The sequence below is a fragment of the Flavobacterium chungbukense genome (assembly GCF_020805785.1).
In the GTDB taxonomy this organism is placed as follows: domain Bacteria; phylum Bacteroidota; class Bacteroidia; order Flavobacteriales; family Flavobacteriaceae; genus Flavobacterium; species Flavobacterium chungbukense.
In genome coordinates this window covers 1-15,262 of record NZ_JAJGZV010000004.1, presented here as the reverse complement: position 1 = coordinate 15,262, position 15,262 = coordinate 1, and the positions used below count along the sequence as shown (strand labels likewise).

Here is a 15,262-nt window from a genome sequence, read left to right as displayed (position 1 = left end):
GGCTCTTTTTGTATTACGGAATTTCTTTGTCAACTGGATTAAAATCCAGCCCTACAATATGGTTCGAGCCAACGGCTCTTTTTCAATAATTCGTGAAGATTTGTGGTAGAAAAATCTAAACCTTCAAAGAAAACCAAAACGTACTTCCCAATCCCAAATTACTCTCAACTCCAACACTTCCATTCTGTGCTTCAATAAACTCTTTACTAATAGCCAAACCTAATCCAGTTCCAGATTTCTGACTTCCTGGAACTTGAAAATATTTATCAAAAACTCGGTCTTTATATCGTGTGTCAATTCCTTTTCCAGTGTCGATAACCTGAAATACGATTTGATTCTTTTCTTTTTTTAATTTGATGATAATCGTGCTTTTTTCAGAAGAATATCTTATTGCATTCGACAAATAATTAATCAAAACCCAGCCTGTTTTTTCGCTGTCCGCTTTTACGTCTTGAAGGTTTTCATCAGCATCAATTAAAAGCTTGATTTGCTTTTGATCAGCCTGAACTTTTACCGCTTCAACGGCATAATTTACAATTTGATGCGGATTGCTTTTTTCCATATTCAGCTGAATATTGCCAGTTTCCAATTGTGATAAATTAAGCAATTCACCAGTAATTTTAAGCAATCGCTGACTGTCATCTTTTATGCTTTCGACCAATTGTTTCTGATCATCGTTCATTTCGCCTGTTTTATTGTTTTCAAGCAATTGAAGACTTAATTTTATAGACGCAATAGGAGTTTTTAATTCGTGTGAAACCGTTGCAATAAAATTGGTTTTCGCAAAATCAAGTTCTTTAAAAAGCGTAATGTTTCTCAGAATAATAACATCTCCAATATTAATTTCTTTTTCTTCACCGGTTGGAATTATGGTAATATTCAGAATTTCTTTTTCAAAATAACTTTCTTTTCCATGCGCATAAATTTTAAGCGGTTGCTTTTTAAGAGAATCTGATTCATCTTTCAAAATCAAAGAACGAATTAAATCATTCGACAAGGCTAGAGTAGAAGCCGATTTCCCAATAACATCTTCCAATTTCAGACCAATAATTTTCAAGGCTTCATCATTAGCAAACAATACAATTCCTTCATTATCTAATCCAATAATAGGATCGTTCATATTATTGATTAAAGTTTCCAGTCGTTTCTTTTCAAAAAAGAGTTTGTACAAATTACTATCGTTATATTCCTGAAGTTTCTGCGCCATCGTATTAAACGATTTGGCCAAATCTCCAAATTCGCTATGACTCGTAAAATGAACACGTTCTGAATAGTTTTTATTGGCAATTTCCTTAATACTCAGCGTTAATTCCTTAATCGGATTGGCAATGTTATTAGGTAAATTGACCAGTAAATTAAAAGCAATCAAAAAGCATAAACTTCCCACAATGGCAATCCATAAATTAGCATTTTCGGCAGTTAGTTTTGCAATGTCGCTTTTCTGTTTTATGGCATCCAGATTCAATTTCATAATGGCAAAAATATCCTGTCTGATCTGTGCTTTTATGGCTTCGTTGGCACCATTTTGTTCTAAAAGCGTAAAACTTTTTTCCAGATTTGCAGTCGCTTCTTTTTCTCCAGGTTCGGTGACATTTTGTGTTTGTTTTTCAAGATATTCCTTGAAAACATGAATCTTGCTATCAGGACTGGCTTTAATTTCATCCAAAGACAAAATCATATTTCGCGAATATTCCAGCGTATTATAATTCGCTTTCAGAATATTCTCAGTATCTGCTTTTATTAAAAAAACAGAATAGCCGCTAACTAATGAAAGTATAATGATCATTAAAAATAACAATCCAACTCCCAGATTCAATTTGGTTTTAATTCTCATTTTATAAAACATTTAATTTTTTTTGAACCATATAAGTGATATAAGGAAATATTAGAGTTTCTTTTTTTAACCGCAAAGACGCTAAGGTTTCGCAAAGCACGCAAAGATTTTTTTCATAGTACAGACAAAAAAACTTTGCGCCCTTGCGACTTTGCGATCAAAAACTCTAGTGAACTTTGCGTAAAACTTAACGCCTTTGCGGTTAAACTTCAACGCCCCGAATTTAAATGAACTTATATAACTTATATGGTTTAAAAATCTTTCAAGACAAAATAACAAGATCAACATTTGATAAAGACAGTTTGTTTAGCAAACGCCTAAAAATTGTTGTAGACAAAATTACTTTAAATAAATTCAAATGCGGTTTTCCTATGCAGACAGTTGTAATTTGTTTTTCTTCTGCCGTAATCAAAATTGCATCGGCAATATTTTTGTTTTCTAATTTAATAACTTCGGCACCTAATTGTACGGCGATTTTAAAGTTATTAATTAAATGTCTCTGTTTATCTAAAGCAATTTTCGTACTGCTTTCCTGCGGTGTTTCTACATACAAAACATACCACGATCCGTTATAATAACTAGCCAGTCGTGCCGCTTTTCTAATTACAATTTTGGCCGTTTTATCATTACTGCTAATACAGGCCAACAATTTTTCATGTCGTAAAGCATGAAGATTCGGAACTTCATTTTCAACTTTTCGAACGACCTGACTCGCTACTTCTTTCAAAGCCAATTCTCGAAGTTGTAAAATCTGTTCCGATTTAAAAAAGTTCGTTAAAGCCGTCTGAATTTTATCCGGAGTATAAATTTTTCCTTCCTTCAGACGCGCAATCAAATCTTCAGATGTTAAATCGATATTCACGACTTCATCCGCCAATCGCAAAACATTATCCGGAATTCTTTCCTGAACATCAATATTTGTAATGCGTTTTACAGCTGAATTTAAACTCTCAATATGCTGAATATTCACCGCCGAAATCACATTAATTCCAGCTTCCAAAATTTCTAAAACATCTTGCCAGCGTTTTTCATTTTTACTTCCTTCAACATTTGTATGCGCCAATTCGTCAACAATAACCACTTCTGGTCTAAGGTTGATTATGGCTTGAACATCCAATTCTTCAAGTTCTTTTCCTTTATAGAAAATGGTCCGTCTCGGAATTATAGGCAAACCTGCTAATAATTCATGCGTTTCCTTTCGCATGTGCGTTTCGATGTAGCCAATTTTTACATCGATTCCGTTTTTCAATAACGAATGCGCTTCCTGAAGCATACGAAAAGTCTTGCCCACACCGGCACTCATTCCAATGTAGATTTTGAACTTTCCCTTTCGTGATTTCTGAATTAAATCGAGAAAGTGCTGTGCATTATTTTCTTTTTCTTCTTTCATGTTTTTTGCCACAAAGTGCTAAGTCGCCAAGTTTTTTGTTTCACGCAGATTTTAAAAGATTTAAGCAGATATTCGCAGATTATTTAATTAAAAATCCATTTAAATCTGCTTTAATCTGTAGAATCTGCGTGAAATAAATTTTAATCAATAAGATCTTTTTCTAGAAACTAATAGCTAATGCTGTTGTTACAAATGTATTTGTGTCCGTTGGCAAATTGTTTTTGGTAAAAATTTCATCTTTACTCGAAAGATTTCTGGCTTCAATTCTAAACATAACATTATCAGTAACTAAGTAATCAAAGTTAGCTGAAAATCCGTAAGTTTTAAAACCGTTTGGTGTTTCTTTTGAGATGATTACACCTTTTTCATCACTATAATATTCACCTCGTACCCCAAGCTGAATCTTGTCAACTGGTTTATATTGCAGAATTAAAACGGGCGAAAACCAAGTATCATATTTATCACTTCCTTTAGCCGATTGCTGAGATCCAATATCAAAACCAGCAGTAATATTTGTCTTTTCCGTTACTTTAAATTGTCCGTAAAAGTTGTTGAAATAACGCCATTTTTTATCAATATCCGGCTGTTCATTTCCAACATACGTACTCCAGTTCAAAGCAATCCGATCAGATGGTTTGTAGGTAACTTGAGTTCCAAAAGCAGGCGTTTGATTGCCTTCCACTTTCTCAATTCTCTGCCAGCCATTTAAGTACATTCCCGCTAAATACCATTCTCCAGATTCAGATGTATAACCAATTTTAACTCCCGTTTCATAATAAGGAGAATTCTCAGCCAGAATACTTCTCGTTAAAGTCTGACAGTCTTTTCCAATCGCACTTTCAAAACCAATATGCGAAGGCATGATTCCCGCATCAATCCATAAATTATGACTTTTTGAAATCTTTACACCAACATTAGCTTCGTAAACATTTTTCAATAAACCTTGCTCGGCAGCCATATTATATTCGGCATAAGTTCCCGCCATTAAGGCAAAATTCCCCCGAATATTTTCTTTCGAATAATTCACTTTTGCCATTCCTAAATTCAGGTTTACCTCGTTGCTTTTATTATAACTGTAAAAAAATCCCGGGCGCATATGATCTTCCGGTTTTGCAAAATCATAACTATAATAAGCGTCTATATATCCTGAAAACGTAAACGGACTTTTTGATTCTTCTTGTGCGTGTAAATTGCTAAAACCAAAAGCGATTAAAGCAGTAAGTATTATTTTTTTCATTTTTGTGGTATTCAATTATTTATTAGTAGATTTTTTAGGATCTAATCCCGCTCCCGAAGCTTCGGGACGTTTCAATCTTTTCCTGGTTAAAGAAGCCAGAAAAAGGATTTCCACTACTATCGGGGCTAGGGCATTTGGGGTAAAAAGGCGTTTTGTATTTTAATGTTTTCATATCCTAACAGGTTTCCAAAACCTGTTAGGTATTATTGTAAGTTTAGTTTTTCTATTTCAATTCCCGCCATAGTTTGTCATTTCGACGAAGGAGAAATCTTCGTTGCTAGATCGCCACAGATTTGACATTCTTTGTGGAGCTTCTTGTGAAGATTTCTCCTTCGTCGAAATGACAAGAATGCGCATAGAAAAACTTAGAATCTCAGTATCTTAGTCCCAAAGCCTCGGGATAGCATCTTAGCGAAGCGCATCCAGCGCCACATTCAATTCCAAAACATTCACCGTTTCAGGCCCAACAACAGCCGTATTAATTTTAGATTCAACCAAAGCTTTTACTTTAGCTTCAGCTAAATTTCTTTCTTTAGCAATTCGTTTCACCTGAATCAAAGCCCCTTGCGGAGAAATATTCGGGTCTAAACCACTTCCTGAAGCCGTAACCATATCGGATGGAATATCAGATTTCTTCAAATACGGATGAACCAATAAAAGGGTATCAATTCTTTTTTGAACCAAAGCCAAATAATCGGCGTTGCTTGGCCCTTTGTTGCTGCCGGCACTTCCGGCAGCATTATAATCAACAGCCGAAGGTCTTCCCCAGAAATAATTCGACTTATCGAATTTCTGACCAATTTTTTGATAACCAACAACTTTTCCGTTAACCGAAATAATTTCCCCTTTTCCTTGATTCGGAGCCAATTGTGCGATTCCGTAAATCGCTAAAGGATAAATAACCGCAAACAAAATCAAAGTAAATACGGTAAGTTTTAATAGTGAAAATAGATTTTTCATTTTTTTGAGATTCTAAGGGACTAAGTTGCTAAGGTTCTAAGTTTTTTCTTTGAAGCTTAGTAATCTAAAGTCTATGTTTTTATTGAGTTTTTGTAAACCTGTCAGGTTTGATTTTTACATAAATAAGGCAACCAGTAAATCAATAACTTTTATTCCTATAAAAGGAACAATTAATCCGCCAAGACCATAAATTAAAAGATTTCTTTTTAAGATGGCACTCGCTCCAATTGGTCGGTAATCAACACCTTTCAGCGCAAGCGGAATCAATATCGGAATGATAATCGCATTGAAAATTACAGCCGATAAAATCGCACTTTCAGGACTATGCAAATGCATAATATTTAAACCTTGAAGCGCAGGAATCGCAGTAATAAAAAGAGCAGGAACAATAGCAAAATATTTCGCAACGTCATTTGCAATAGAAAAAGTAGTTAAAGTACCTCGAGTCATTAAAAGCTGTTTCCCAATTTCAACAATCTCAATTAGTTTGGTTGGGTCATTGTCAAGATCGACCATGTTTCCGGCTTCTTTTGCCGCTTGAGTTCCGCTGTTCATGGCAACTCCAACATTAGCTTGGGCAAGGGCAGGAGCATCATTTGTTCCGTCACCCATCATAGCAACCAATCTTCCTTCTGCTTGTTCTTTTCTAATGTAATTCATTTTGTCCTCAGGTTTAGCTTCGGCAATAAAATCATCAACACCAGCTGCTTCAGCAATAAATTTTGCAGTAAGCGGATTATCACCAGTAACCATAACCGTTTTGATTCCCATTCTGCGCAAGCGCTCAAAACGTTCTTTCATTCCGGTTTTGATAATATCCTGAAGTTCTATAACACCTTGAACTTCATTGTTTTTGATTACTACTAATGGAGTTCCTCCGTTAGACGAAATTGTGATTACTTGTTGCGCAGTATCTTCAGGAAAAGAATTTCCGGCTTGCTGCGCAATGTTTTTTGCAGCGTCTTGTGCTCCTTTTCTAATGTTGGTTCCGTCTTTTAATACGACTCCAGAAGTTCTGGTTTCGGCAGTAAATTTGATGGTATGCGCGATGTCAGAAGTAGTTTGTAAAAAGCTCGCTTTCGTTTCATTTTTTACATCTAACATTTCACTTAATTCGAGAATACTTTTCCCTTCCGGAGTATCATCAGCAAGCGAACTCAAAACAGCCGATTTAACGAAATCATCAAAAGAGATTCCTTTTGTTGGGTAAAAATTGGTTGCTTTTCTGTTTCCAATGGTAATGGTTCCCGTTTTATCCAAAAGCAAAACATCAATATCTCCAGCAGTTTCAACCGCTTTACCCGATTTTGTAATTACGTTAGCTCGTAAAGCTCTGTCCATTCCCGCAATACCAATAGCAGAAAGTAATCCTCCAATTGTAGTTGGAATTAAACATACAAACAAGGCAATAAAAGCCGCAATCGTGATGGGTGCGTTGGCATAGTCGGCAAACGGTTTTAGCGTAACGCACACAATCACGAAAATTAAAGTAAATGCGGCTAATAAAATGGTTAAGGCAATTTCGTTTGGTGTTTTCTGACGGCTTGCACCTTCAACCAAAGCAATCATTTTATCTAAAAAGCTTTCGCCTGGTTCAGAAGTTACTTTTACTTTAATTTTATCAGATAATACTTTTGTTCCTCCGGTTACTGAAGATTTATCTCCACCAGCTTCTCTAATTACAGGAGCACTTTCTCCGGTAATGGCACTTTCGTCGATTGTAGCCAGACCTTCGATAATTTCACCATCGGCAGCAATTAAATCGCCAGCTTCACAAACGAAAATATCGTCTTTTTTTAATGCCGAAGAACTAATGTTTTTTATTTCTCCGTTTGGAAGAATTTGTCTTGCAGGAGTTTCTTCTCTTGTTTTTCGCAAACTATCGGCTTGTGCTTTTCCTCTTGCTTCAGCAATTGCTTCGGCGAAATTGGCAAATAAAAGCGTTGCCAGTAAAATTAAAAACACAATTAAATTATAAATAAAACTACCTTGGTCAGTTGCTCCCATTAAAATGGAAATACAAACGGCAAACATAATGGCAGTTCCAATTTCTACGGTAAACATTACCGGATTTTTGATCATCATTTTTGGGTTCAGCTTCACAAAAGACTGCGCTAAGGCTTCTTTTACCTGTTTACTTTCAAACAATGATGTGGATTTATTAGTTGTCATTTTTTATATTATTTTGTTTAACTGATTTTTTTTAAACACATAGAGACATAGATTTTTACTTTGTGGTAAAGGCGTTTCACTTGCATACATTCACATAGCTATGTGTTAGAAACTAGTTTCTTTTGATTTTCTTTTTTAGATAAAGAAAAGACTATGTTTCTATGTGTTTAAAATGTTTTCAGCATTGAAAAATGAATTGTTATTTTAAAGTAAAGAATTCTGCCAATGGACCTAAAGCCAACGCTGGGAAGAATGATAAAGCAGCGATAATTGCGATTACGGCAAAAGTCATGATTCCGAAAATTGAGGTATCTGTTTTTAAAGTTCCTGCACTTTCTGGAATGTATTTTTTACCTGCCAATAAACCTGCAATTGCCAATGGACCAATGATTGGAATAAAACGGCTTAGCAGTAACACAATTCCCGTAGTGATATTCCAAAACGGATTATTATCTCCCAATCCTTCAAAACCAGAACCGTTATTGGCAGCACTGGAAGTGTATTCGTATAACATTTCTGAAAATCCGTGATTACCGGGATTGTTTAACCAGCCTGTTGCATTTCCGTTAAACCAATAACCCATTGCAGTGTCATGCGCAGCAAAATAAGATGCTAAAGCAGTTCCGGCTAATATTAATAAAGGATGAAGAATGGCGATAAAAGCAGCAATTTTTACTTCCCGCGCTTCGATTTTCTTTCCTAAAAATTCAGGAGTTCGACCAACCATTAAACCGGAGATAAATACAGCCAGAATAATGAAAATATAATAGTTTAGAATACCAACACCGCAACCGCCATAAAAGGCATTTACCATCATAGATAATAGCTGCATAGCGCCAGACATTGGCATTGAACTATCGTGCATACTGTTTACAGAACCTGTAGAAATTACGGTTGTAGCAATACTCCAGAAACCTGACATTGCTGGGCCAAACCGAACTTCTTTTCCTTCCATCGCTCCGGTTACCTGCGCAATACCCATTTTTTCGATAGCAGGATTTCCGTTGATTTCGCTTATAACTGTTGGAATAACCAAGAGTAAGAAACCAACCGTCATTACACCAAATATGATATTCGACAGTTTTCTTTTGTTTAGGAAAAATCCAAGAGCAAAAATCATTGCAAACGGAATAATCATCTGCGCCCAAAGTTCAACTCCATTCGTAAAATAAGTTGGGTTTTCTAATGGATGCGCTGAGTTGGCTCCAAAAAATCCACCGCCATTTGTACCAATATGTTTGATAGCAATAAATGCTGCGGCTGGCCCGCGAGAAACTTCTACATGATCACCTTGAAGTGTTGTAATAGCATTTTTACCTTCAAAAGTCATTGGAGTTCCGCTAAATACTAGCGAAACAGCTACAATTGCAGAAAGGGGTAATAAAATACGAGTACAGCTTTTGATGAAATAATTATAAAAATTACCCAATTTTTCTGTTGTTCTTTCTTTCATTGCTGTAAAAATCATAGCGGCAGCAGCCATTCCGATACCAGCAGAAACAAATTGAAGAAACATCAAGACGATTTGTGAAAGGTAAGAAACTCCGCTTTCGCCTGAATAATGCTGTAAGTTACAATTGACTAAAAATGAAATAGCCGTATTAAAAGCCAGATCAGGCGTCAGAGAGGGATTATTATCCGGGTTAAGAGGTAAAGATCCTTGAAACAATAAGACAAAAAAGCAAAGAAAAAACCAAACCATATTGATACTTAAAAGTGCTTTTAAGTGCTGTTTCCAGTTCATTTCTTCAGTGGAATTAATACCGCTGATTTTAAAGATAAATTTTTCAATTGGATTGAAAATCGGGTCAAGAAGTGTTTTATCTCCCAAATAAACTTTAGCAATATATTTTCCTAAAGGAATCGCTAAAACAATGGTTAGGATAAAAATACCAATGACGCCTAATAATTCTGTGTTCATATATTTAATATTAGATTGTTGATTTTAGATTTTAGATTTCTTTGAGACAATCTTAAATTCTAAAAATTCATATTTTAAAATTTTTCGGGTTTGATTAGTACATAAACCAAATACACGAAAACGGCGATTGAAATAATAAATAGTGCGGTCATGATTTATATTTTTTCAAAAAATTCAACAGAGAGAAAACAAATGGCAAAGAGCACAACGGCTAGCCCGAGTAAAAGAAAAGTGATCATAGGATTTATTTTAGATTTTAGTCCCGAAGCATCGGGACAGATTTTAGATTGTTTTGGAGCGATTAAACGATTAAACAGTTAACCGATTAAACTTTTTAGACTCCCGAAGCATTAACCTGCTTGATATATTCCGCTTTAAGTGTTTGTGGAAAAAGATGTGAAATATTGCAGTGACGCACTTCCATAAAAGAAGAAACCGAAAAAACATACACATTAGAAATGGCATTTTTAGTTTCGATGCTTCCGGTTATAAATAGACGTTCAGCAAGTGCCAAGCATTTTTTTGCTCGAACGATGTTTCCAGAAATAATAGATTTTTTGGTTATCTCAGCAAACCGTTCGGCTTGTTTGTAGATTGAGGTTACTTGATTTTTCATTTGGAATGAATTTTTAATGTTCTTCCTCCTTATGCCAAAATATGTTCCGAAAAAGTTAAGTTATAGCTAAAGTGCTGTCAATAAAAGGAATGTGGTTTTGTGCCAAAAATCAAGCATAAAAAAAGCCTATCATTTTGATAAGCTTTTCTCGTTTTGATATGTTATTTAAGCTTCGGAGAAGCGACATATTTATAGAAAAATAATGAAACCATGTTATCAGAACCCCAGCGGGGTGACATATTTTTTTAGATTGTGTGGGTGTCGCTCCGCTGGAGCTTTTAATCAATGCGGTTAAATTATTTTTCTATAAATATGTCGCTTCTCCGAAGCTTTTAAAAATCGATATTGAAATTGCCATTGAAATTGAAATTTAATTTTTTTCAATCCCATATTCTTCCAACTTTCTATACAAAGTCGCAATTCCAATTTCTAATAATCTCGCTGTTTCCGCCTTATTTCCTTTTGTATAATTTAAAACTTTCTGGATATGCAGTTTTTCAACACTCTGCATCGAGAAAGCCGACATTGATTTGGTAGTTTTCTCCACTTGATGCTGCATTTCATAAGGTAAAACATCTGAAGTTAAAGTATCTCCATTACTCAAAATAACCGATCTTTCGATAATATTTTTAAGTTCACGGATATTTCCTGGCCAAGAATAGTTTTCTAATTTCTGCAGAAAATCTTCGCTGATTGTTAATGTTTTTTTATTTGTTTTTTCAGAAAACTGTTTAACGAAATAATTTGTCAATACAGGAATATCTTTAATTCTTTCTCGTAATGAAGGCAGTTTAATTTCGAAAATATTCAAACGAAAATATAAATCTGAACGAAAACGGTGTGCTTCACTTTCTTCCTTTAAATCTCGATTTGTAGCCGCAATTAATCTAAAATTTGACTTTTTTGGAGTCGTATCTCCAACAGGAATATATTCTGAAGTTTCTAAAACACGCAATAATTTCGCCTGAAGATCAATCGGCATTTCTCCAATTTCGTCCAGAAATAAAGTACCGCCATTGGCTTCTTCAATAAAACCTTTTTTATCTTTTAAAGCTCCGGTAAAAGCACCTTGTTTATGACCAAAAAGTTCACTTTCTAAAATTTCCTTGCTGAAGGTGCTGCAGTTTAATGCCACAAAAGATTTTCCAACACGATTGCTGTTTTCATGAATAGCCTGCGCAAAAACTTCTTTTCCAGTTCCAGTTTCACCTGTCAATAAAACAGTCGAATCGGTTTGGGCTACTTTTTGAGCTAAATCAATAACCTGTTCAATTCCTTTTGATTTTCCGATAATGGTACTAAAAGAATATTTGTCATTAATGCGTTTTTCAAGTTGTTCTACTTTCTTTTGCAAATGCACTTTTTCAACAGCTTTATAAAGAAGCGGAATAATTTTATCGTTATCGTCACCTTTTACAATATAATCAAAAGCACCATTTTTCATTGCTTGAACGCCATCAGGAATATTCCCGAAAGCGGTTAAAAGAATAACTTCTGTTAAAGGAAAACTTCCTTTTATGTTTTGTAGAAAATCAACACCATTTCCGTCCGGAAGTTTAACATCACATAAGACAACATCAATTTCGGTTTGTTCTAATTTCTTAAAACCTGATTTTAAATCTTTTGCTTCGATAACTTCAAATCCTTCCGATTTTATAATGCGTGCCAGCAGACTTCTCAGTTTTTCTTCGTCGTCTATAATTAAAATTTTGTGTGTCATTTTTACAGTTAAGCTAAAACCAAATTTGATGTACAAATTTAGGTTTTAAATTAGTTCGCTTTTTTGATTCGGAACAAATTATTTTTAATGGTATATTCAGTTTTAAAATTTTGTTTTCAAAAAGAAATGTATTTTTAAATCGAAAATAAACCGCTAAAAATTATGTCTAAACGAATTATCCTTTTAATAACTGCTGTAATAATTGGTAGTTTTACTAGTTTTTCAAACGAAATTATTAAAAAAGATTCTTCCAAATCGAAAACTATTTCATTCAAAATAAAACTAAAGTCGACAGACAAAATCAAAATTGCAGTTTCTCCTTTAAAGTACAACAAACATTTCGCGTATAGTTTTACTCTCGACGATGGGTACAGGTCGGCTTATTTGACTGCATTTCCATTATTGAATGGCGGTAAGATAAGTAGCTCTTCTATTAATGAGTGGAAAATCGATCAAGGAGGAGACGGAACAATTTCAGAAGGACTATTTTATTCAGATGGAATGGGGAATAAAATTCCGTTCAAATTAGGATTAGCAATCAACGGAGCTTCTATTGGTGATCTGCCAAAGAATCGAGGGCATCTTTCTTGGTCAGAGGTAAAAGAAATGTACAATGCTGGATGGGATATTTTAAATCATAGTTTTCATCATTTCACAAAACCTGGAACCAATTTCTTAACAGAGGTAACCGAAAATACAGCTTCTATTAAACACAATCTAGATTTTACTATGTCTCATTTTGTGGTTCCTGGAGGAGAAGGAGACCCAAATTACCGTTACGAATATGAGAAAAATGCATTAGCAAACGGTCATTTGTCTGTAGCATCTTACACAGGTGTTGGTCCAATTTTAAAAGTATATTCAAAAATAGATTTAGCTAAAATGATTACCGCTCGAACTTTTGTGTTGAGTTCAAAAGATACAACGACTTTTAAGACCATGGATCGTTTTCTAAAAACCGTAGATTCAATTGCAAAATTGCCTAACCCAATTTGGTATAATGAATTTACACATGGAACAGGAAACGGAAACTTGTGGAATCTTAGTATGCGTTTCCCAGAGTTTAAATATTATATGACTACACTTCAAAATAAATATGGATTAAAAGGAAACGATTCAATTTGGATGGCGCCATGGCAAGAAGTTTATGAATATATTTGGCTGAGAGATCGAATTAAAATCAATTTCAAACAAAAGAACAAAGAAGTAATCGTAACAATTCAGCTTCCTGATATTCCTGAAATTTTTAGAAATCGAGATATTTCATTAAATGTTGAAACCTCTTCTAGATTTGAAATCGAATCGAATAAAGAACTTTCAATAAAAGATGACGGCAAATCGAATCATAAATTGATTTTTATACAATTGTAGTGGTGATAGTTGTAGTTACAAATATTATAAATCTCTTAACAGAAGAAAGTGGAATGCATTCATATAAATGACTTAATTTTGCATTTTAGCCTTAATTTATATGAAAAAACCAATTTCAGTCTCAATATTAGAACTTGCCATTATCAATCAAGATAGTGATGCAACAAAAACATTTCAAAAAACAAAAGACATTGCGCAATTAGCCGACAAATTAGAATATAAAAGAATTTGGTTGGCAGAACATCACAATATGGCACATGTTGCGAGTACGGCAACAGTTGTTTTGATTGGTTATATAGCTAGTCAAACCCATAATATTCGCGTAGGTTCAGGAGGAATTATGTTGCCAAATCATTCTCCTTTAGTAGTAGCAGAACAATTTGGAACTCTAGAAACACTTTATCCAAATAGAATTGACTTGGGTTTAGGAAGAGCACCAGGAACAGATCAGCCAACTGCCGAAGCTATTAGAAAAGACTTTTTTGAACAAGCACAGCGTTTTCCACAAAACGTGAGTAAGCTTCAAGAGTATTTTTCAAGTGAAAACGCAACAGGAAAAGTACGTGCTTTCCCAGCCGAAGGCTTAAAAGTTCCAATATGGATTCTGGGATCGAGTATGGACAGTGCCGCTTTGGCTGCCGCTTATGGATTGCCTTACGCTTTCGCCGGACACTTTGCGCCAAAGCTCATGATTCAGGCATTTGAATTTTACCGCGAAAACTTCCAGCCTTCAGAATTTTTAGACAAACCAAAAACAATGGCTTGTCTGAATATTATAGCAGCAGATACCAATGAAGAAGCAGAATTATTATCTACAAGCTTGTATCAAATGTTTTTAAATTTAATTAGAAACGATCGTAAAGGATTACAGCCTCCAGTTCCATCATTAGATGATATTATGAATGAGACAGAACGTTTCCACGTAAATCAAATGACAGGTGGAACAATTACAGGAAACAAAGAACAATTAATAACAGATTTGAGAAAGTTTATTAACTATGCACAAATCGACGAACTTATGGTAACGAGCCCAATTTTCAACCATGAAGCAAAATTGAAAAGCATTCAGATCACAAAAGAAGTAATCGATAGCTTAAATCAAAGTATACATATATAAGTATATTATATATAAGATTAAATTTCATTCGACTAACCCGACAGTTTATCAAAACCTGTCGGGTTTGTTTTTGCACATATATGTAGAGAATAATAATTCCCCAATTTTCGGTAGAGACGCACTGCAGTGCGTCTCATGCTTACCTTATGTTTCTTATATATAATAAGGAGCTGTTTCCCGCTATCCGCTTCACACGAGCGATAGCGAACTGACGAAGTAATCTTTTTGCGGCGGACCCCGCCACAAAAAGGATTTCCGCTTCTATCTGGGCTAGGAGAGTTGTTTTCAGAAGGGGTTTCAGAAAAAAAAAAGACGTTTTGGGCAGGAAGAGCAGCCCTGAAAGGGGGAAAAAACAGTTTTTCCGCATCGCTTGGAGATCAAAACGGCAGTAAGCTGTCTTTGCTAAAGGTGAATTTTCTTCAGAAAACAGCCCTGAATACAGGAAATCCCATAAAACGGGCATCCGAAAAAGCCTTGAAATTGGCAAAACCGCGCCTCGATTCAGAAAAAACCTACGGAACATCAAAAAAATCTGCTTTGTAAAGAATCCGTTATCAGGGAGTTAAGAAATAATCCGGAAAAACATCAAAAAAAGAGGCTTGAAAAGCTTGTTTAACTGGATAAAGGTGCTACTTTTGCACCCGCAACAACGAAAGACGTTCACTGAAATACTGACAGGCATACGAATTGAAACTGAAAATTTTTTTTTCAAAAAAGATTCAAAAAAGCTTGTGAGATTTGAAAATGGATGTTACATTTGCACCCCGCAAAACACGGAAAGTTCATTGATAGATTGGTAGATTTGGAGAAGAAATGAGAATGAAAATTTTTCTAAAAAAAACTTCAAAAAACATTTGCCATTTAGAAATAAGTTTTCTACTTTTGCACCCGCTTTGAAACACAGGCGAAGACAAAAAGAAATAC

12 protein-coding genes are annotated in these 15,262 nt (G+C 34.8%); 3 read left to right on the top strand and 9 right to left on the bottom strand.

Features of this window, described 5'->3' with window-relative positions; all coding sequences use genetic code 11:
• Nucleotides 1-115 precede the first annotated feature (115 nt).
• The 9 genes from LL966_RS14010 to LL966_RS13970 form a co-directional block, all read right to left on the bottom strand.
• A complete protein-coding gene (locus LL966_RS14010; RefSeq protein ID WP_229354136.1) occupies nucleotides 116-1,834 on the bottom strand; it encodes an ATP-binding protein in 1,719 nt (572 codons plus the stop codon).
• Nucleotides 1,835-2,096: 262 nt separating this feature from the next.
• On the bottom strand, nucleotides 2,097-3,224 hold the full coding sequence (locus LL966_RS14005) for a sensor protein KdpD (protein WP_229354135.1): 1,128 nt from the start codon (nucleotides 3,222-3,224) through the stop codon (nucleotides 2,097-2,099).
• Between the two features lie 160 nt (nucleotides 3,225-3,384).
• Entirely contained in the window at nucleotides 3,385-4,461 is a 1,077-nt protein-coding gene (locus tag LL966_RS14000) for a porin (RefSeq protein WP_229354134.1), read from the bottom strand.
• A 408-nt stretch (nucleotides 4,462-4,869) separates the two neighbouring features.
• Nucleotides 4,870-5,421 (bottom strand): K(+)-transporting ATPase subunit C, encoded by a 552-nt coding sequence (locus LL966_RS13995; protein WP_229354133.1) that lies wholly within the window; start codon nucleotides 5,419-5,421, stop codon nucleotides 4,870-4,872.
• A 114-nt stretch (nucleotides 5,422-5,535) separates the two neighbouring features.
• A complete protein-coding gene (gene kdpB / locus LL966_RS13990) occupies nucleotides 5,536-7,593 on the bottom strand; it encodes a potassium-transporting ATPase subunit KdpB (protein WP_229354132.1) in 2,058 nt (685 codons plus the stop codon).
• Nucleotides 7,594-7,792: 199 nt separating this feature from the next.
• Nucleotides 7,793-9,514, bottom strand: a complete 1,722-nt coding sequence (gene kdpA / locus LL966_RS13985; protein WP_229354131.1) for a potassium-transporting ATPase subunit KdpA — start codon at nucleotides 9,512-9,514, stop codon at nucleotides 7,793-7,795.
• A 74-nt stretch (nucleotides 9,515-9,588) separates the two neighbouring features.
• On the bottom strand, nucleotides 9,589-9,666 hold the full coding sequence (kdpF, locus tag LL966_RS13980; protein WP_081909388.1) for a K(+)-transporting ATPase subunit F: 78 nt from the start codon (nucleotides 9,664-9,666) through the stop codon (nucleotides 9,589-9,591).
• A 182-nt stretch (nucleotides 9,667-9,848) separates the two neighbouring features.
• Complete coding sequence (locus tag LL966_RS13975; RefSeq protein WP_026730398.1) at nucleotides 9,849-10,130, bottom strand: DUF7674 family protein; 282 nt, start codon at nucleotides 10,128-10,130, stop codon at nucleotides 9,849-9,851.
• Between the two features lie 370 nt (nucleotides 10,131-10,500).
• Nucleotides 10,501-11,850, bottom strand: coding sequence for a sigma-54-dependent transcriptional regulator (locus LL966_RS13970; protein ID WP_229354130.1), 1,350 nt, complete (start codon nucleotides 11,848-11,850; stop codon nucleotides 10,501-10,503).
• Between the two features lie 162 nt (nucleotides 11,851-12,012).
• Here LL966_RS13970 and LL966_RS13965 point away from each other — a divergent pair, with 162 nt between their 5' ends.
• The 3 genes from LL966_RS13965 (at nucleotide 12,013) to LL966_RS13955 (ending at nucleotide 14,881) form a co-directional block, all read left to right on the top strand.
• The gene (locus tag LL966_RS13965) at nucleotides 12,013-13,221 is read left to right on the top strand and encodes a polysaccharide deacetylase family protein (protein ID WP_229354129.1); all 1,209 of its coding nucleotides are present in this window, start codon (nucleotides 12,013-12,015) and stop codon (nucleotides 13,219-13,221) included.
• Between the two features lie 100 nt (nucleotides 13,222-13,321).
• Nucleotides 13,322-14,338 (top strand): LLM class flavin-dependent oxidoreductase, encoded by a 1,017-nt coding sequence (locus LL966_RS13960; protein WP_229354124.1) that lies wholly within the window; start codon nucleotides 13,322-13,324, stop codon nucleotides 14,336-14,338.
• A gap of 279 nt (nucleotides 14,339-14,617) precedes the next feature.
• Entirely contained in the window at nucleotides 14,618-14,881 is a 264-nt protein-coding gene (locus tag LL966_RS13955; protein WP_229354122.1) for a hypothetical protein, read from the top strand.
• Nucleotides 14,882-15,262: the final 381 nt, after the last annotated feature.

Coding starts and splice junctions, on each gene's coding strand:
- kdpF (WP_081909388.1), bottom strand. CDS start 9,666: ATGACCGCACTATTTATTATTTCAATCGCCGTTTTCGTGTATTTGGTT.
- LL966_RS13975 (WP_026730398.1), bottom strand. CDS start 10,130: ATGAAAAATCAAGTAACCTCAATCTACAAACAAGCCGAACGGTTTGCT.
- LL966_RS13965 (WP_229354129.1), top strand. CDS start 12,013: ATGTCTAAACGAATTATCCTTTTAATAACTGCTGTAATAATTGGTAGT.
- LL966_RS14005 (WP_229354135.1), bottom strand. CDS start 3,224: ATGAAAGAAGAAAAAGAAAATAATGCACAGCACTTTCTCGATTTAATT.
- kdpA (WP_229354131.1), bottom strand. CDS start 9,514: ATGAACACAGAATTATTAGGCGTCATTGGTATTTTTATCCTAACCATT.
- LL966_RS14000 (WP_229354134.1), bottom strand. CDS start 4,461: ATGAAAAAAATAATACTTACTGCTTTAATCGCTTTTGGTTTTAGCAAT.
- LL966_RS13960 (WP_229354124.1), top strand. CDS start 13,322: ATGAAAAAACCAATTTCAGTCTCAATATTAGAACTTGCCATTATCAAT.
- LL966_RS13970 (WP_229354130.1), bottom strand. CDS start 11,850: ATGACACACAAAATTTTAATTATAGACGACGAAGAAAAACTGAGAAGT.
- LL966_RS13995 (WP_229354133.1), bottom strand. CDS start 5,421: ATGAAAAATCTATTTTCACTATTAAAACTTACCGTATTTACTTTGATT.
- kdpB (WP_229354132.1), bottom strand. CDS start 7,593: ATGACAACTAATAAATCCACATCATTGTTTGAAAGTAAACAGGTAAAA.
- LL966_RS14010 (WP_229354136.1), bottom strand. CDS start 1,834: ATGAGAATTAAAACCAAATTGAATCTGGGAGTTGGATTGTTATTTTTA.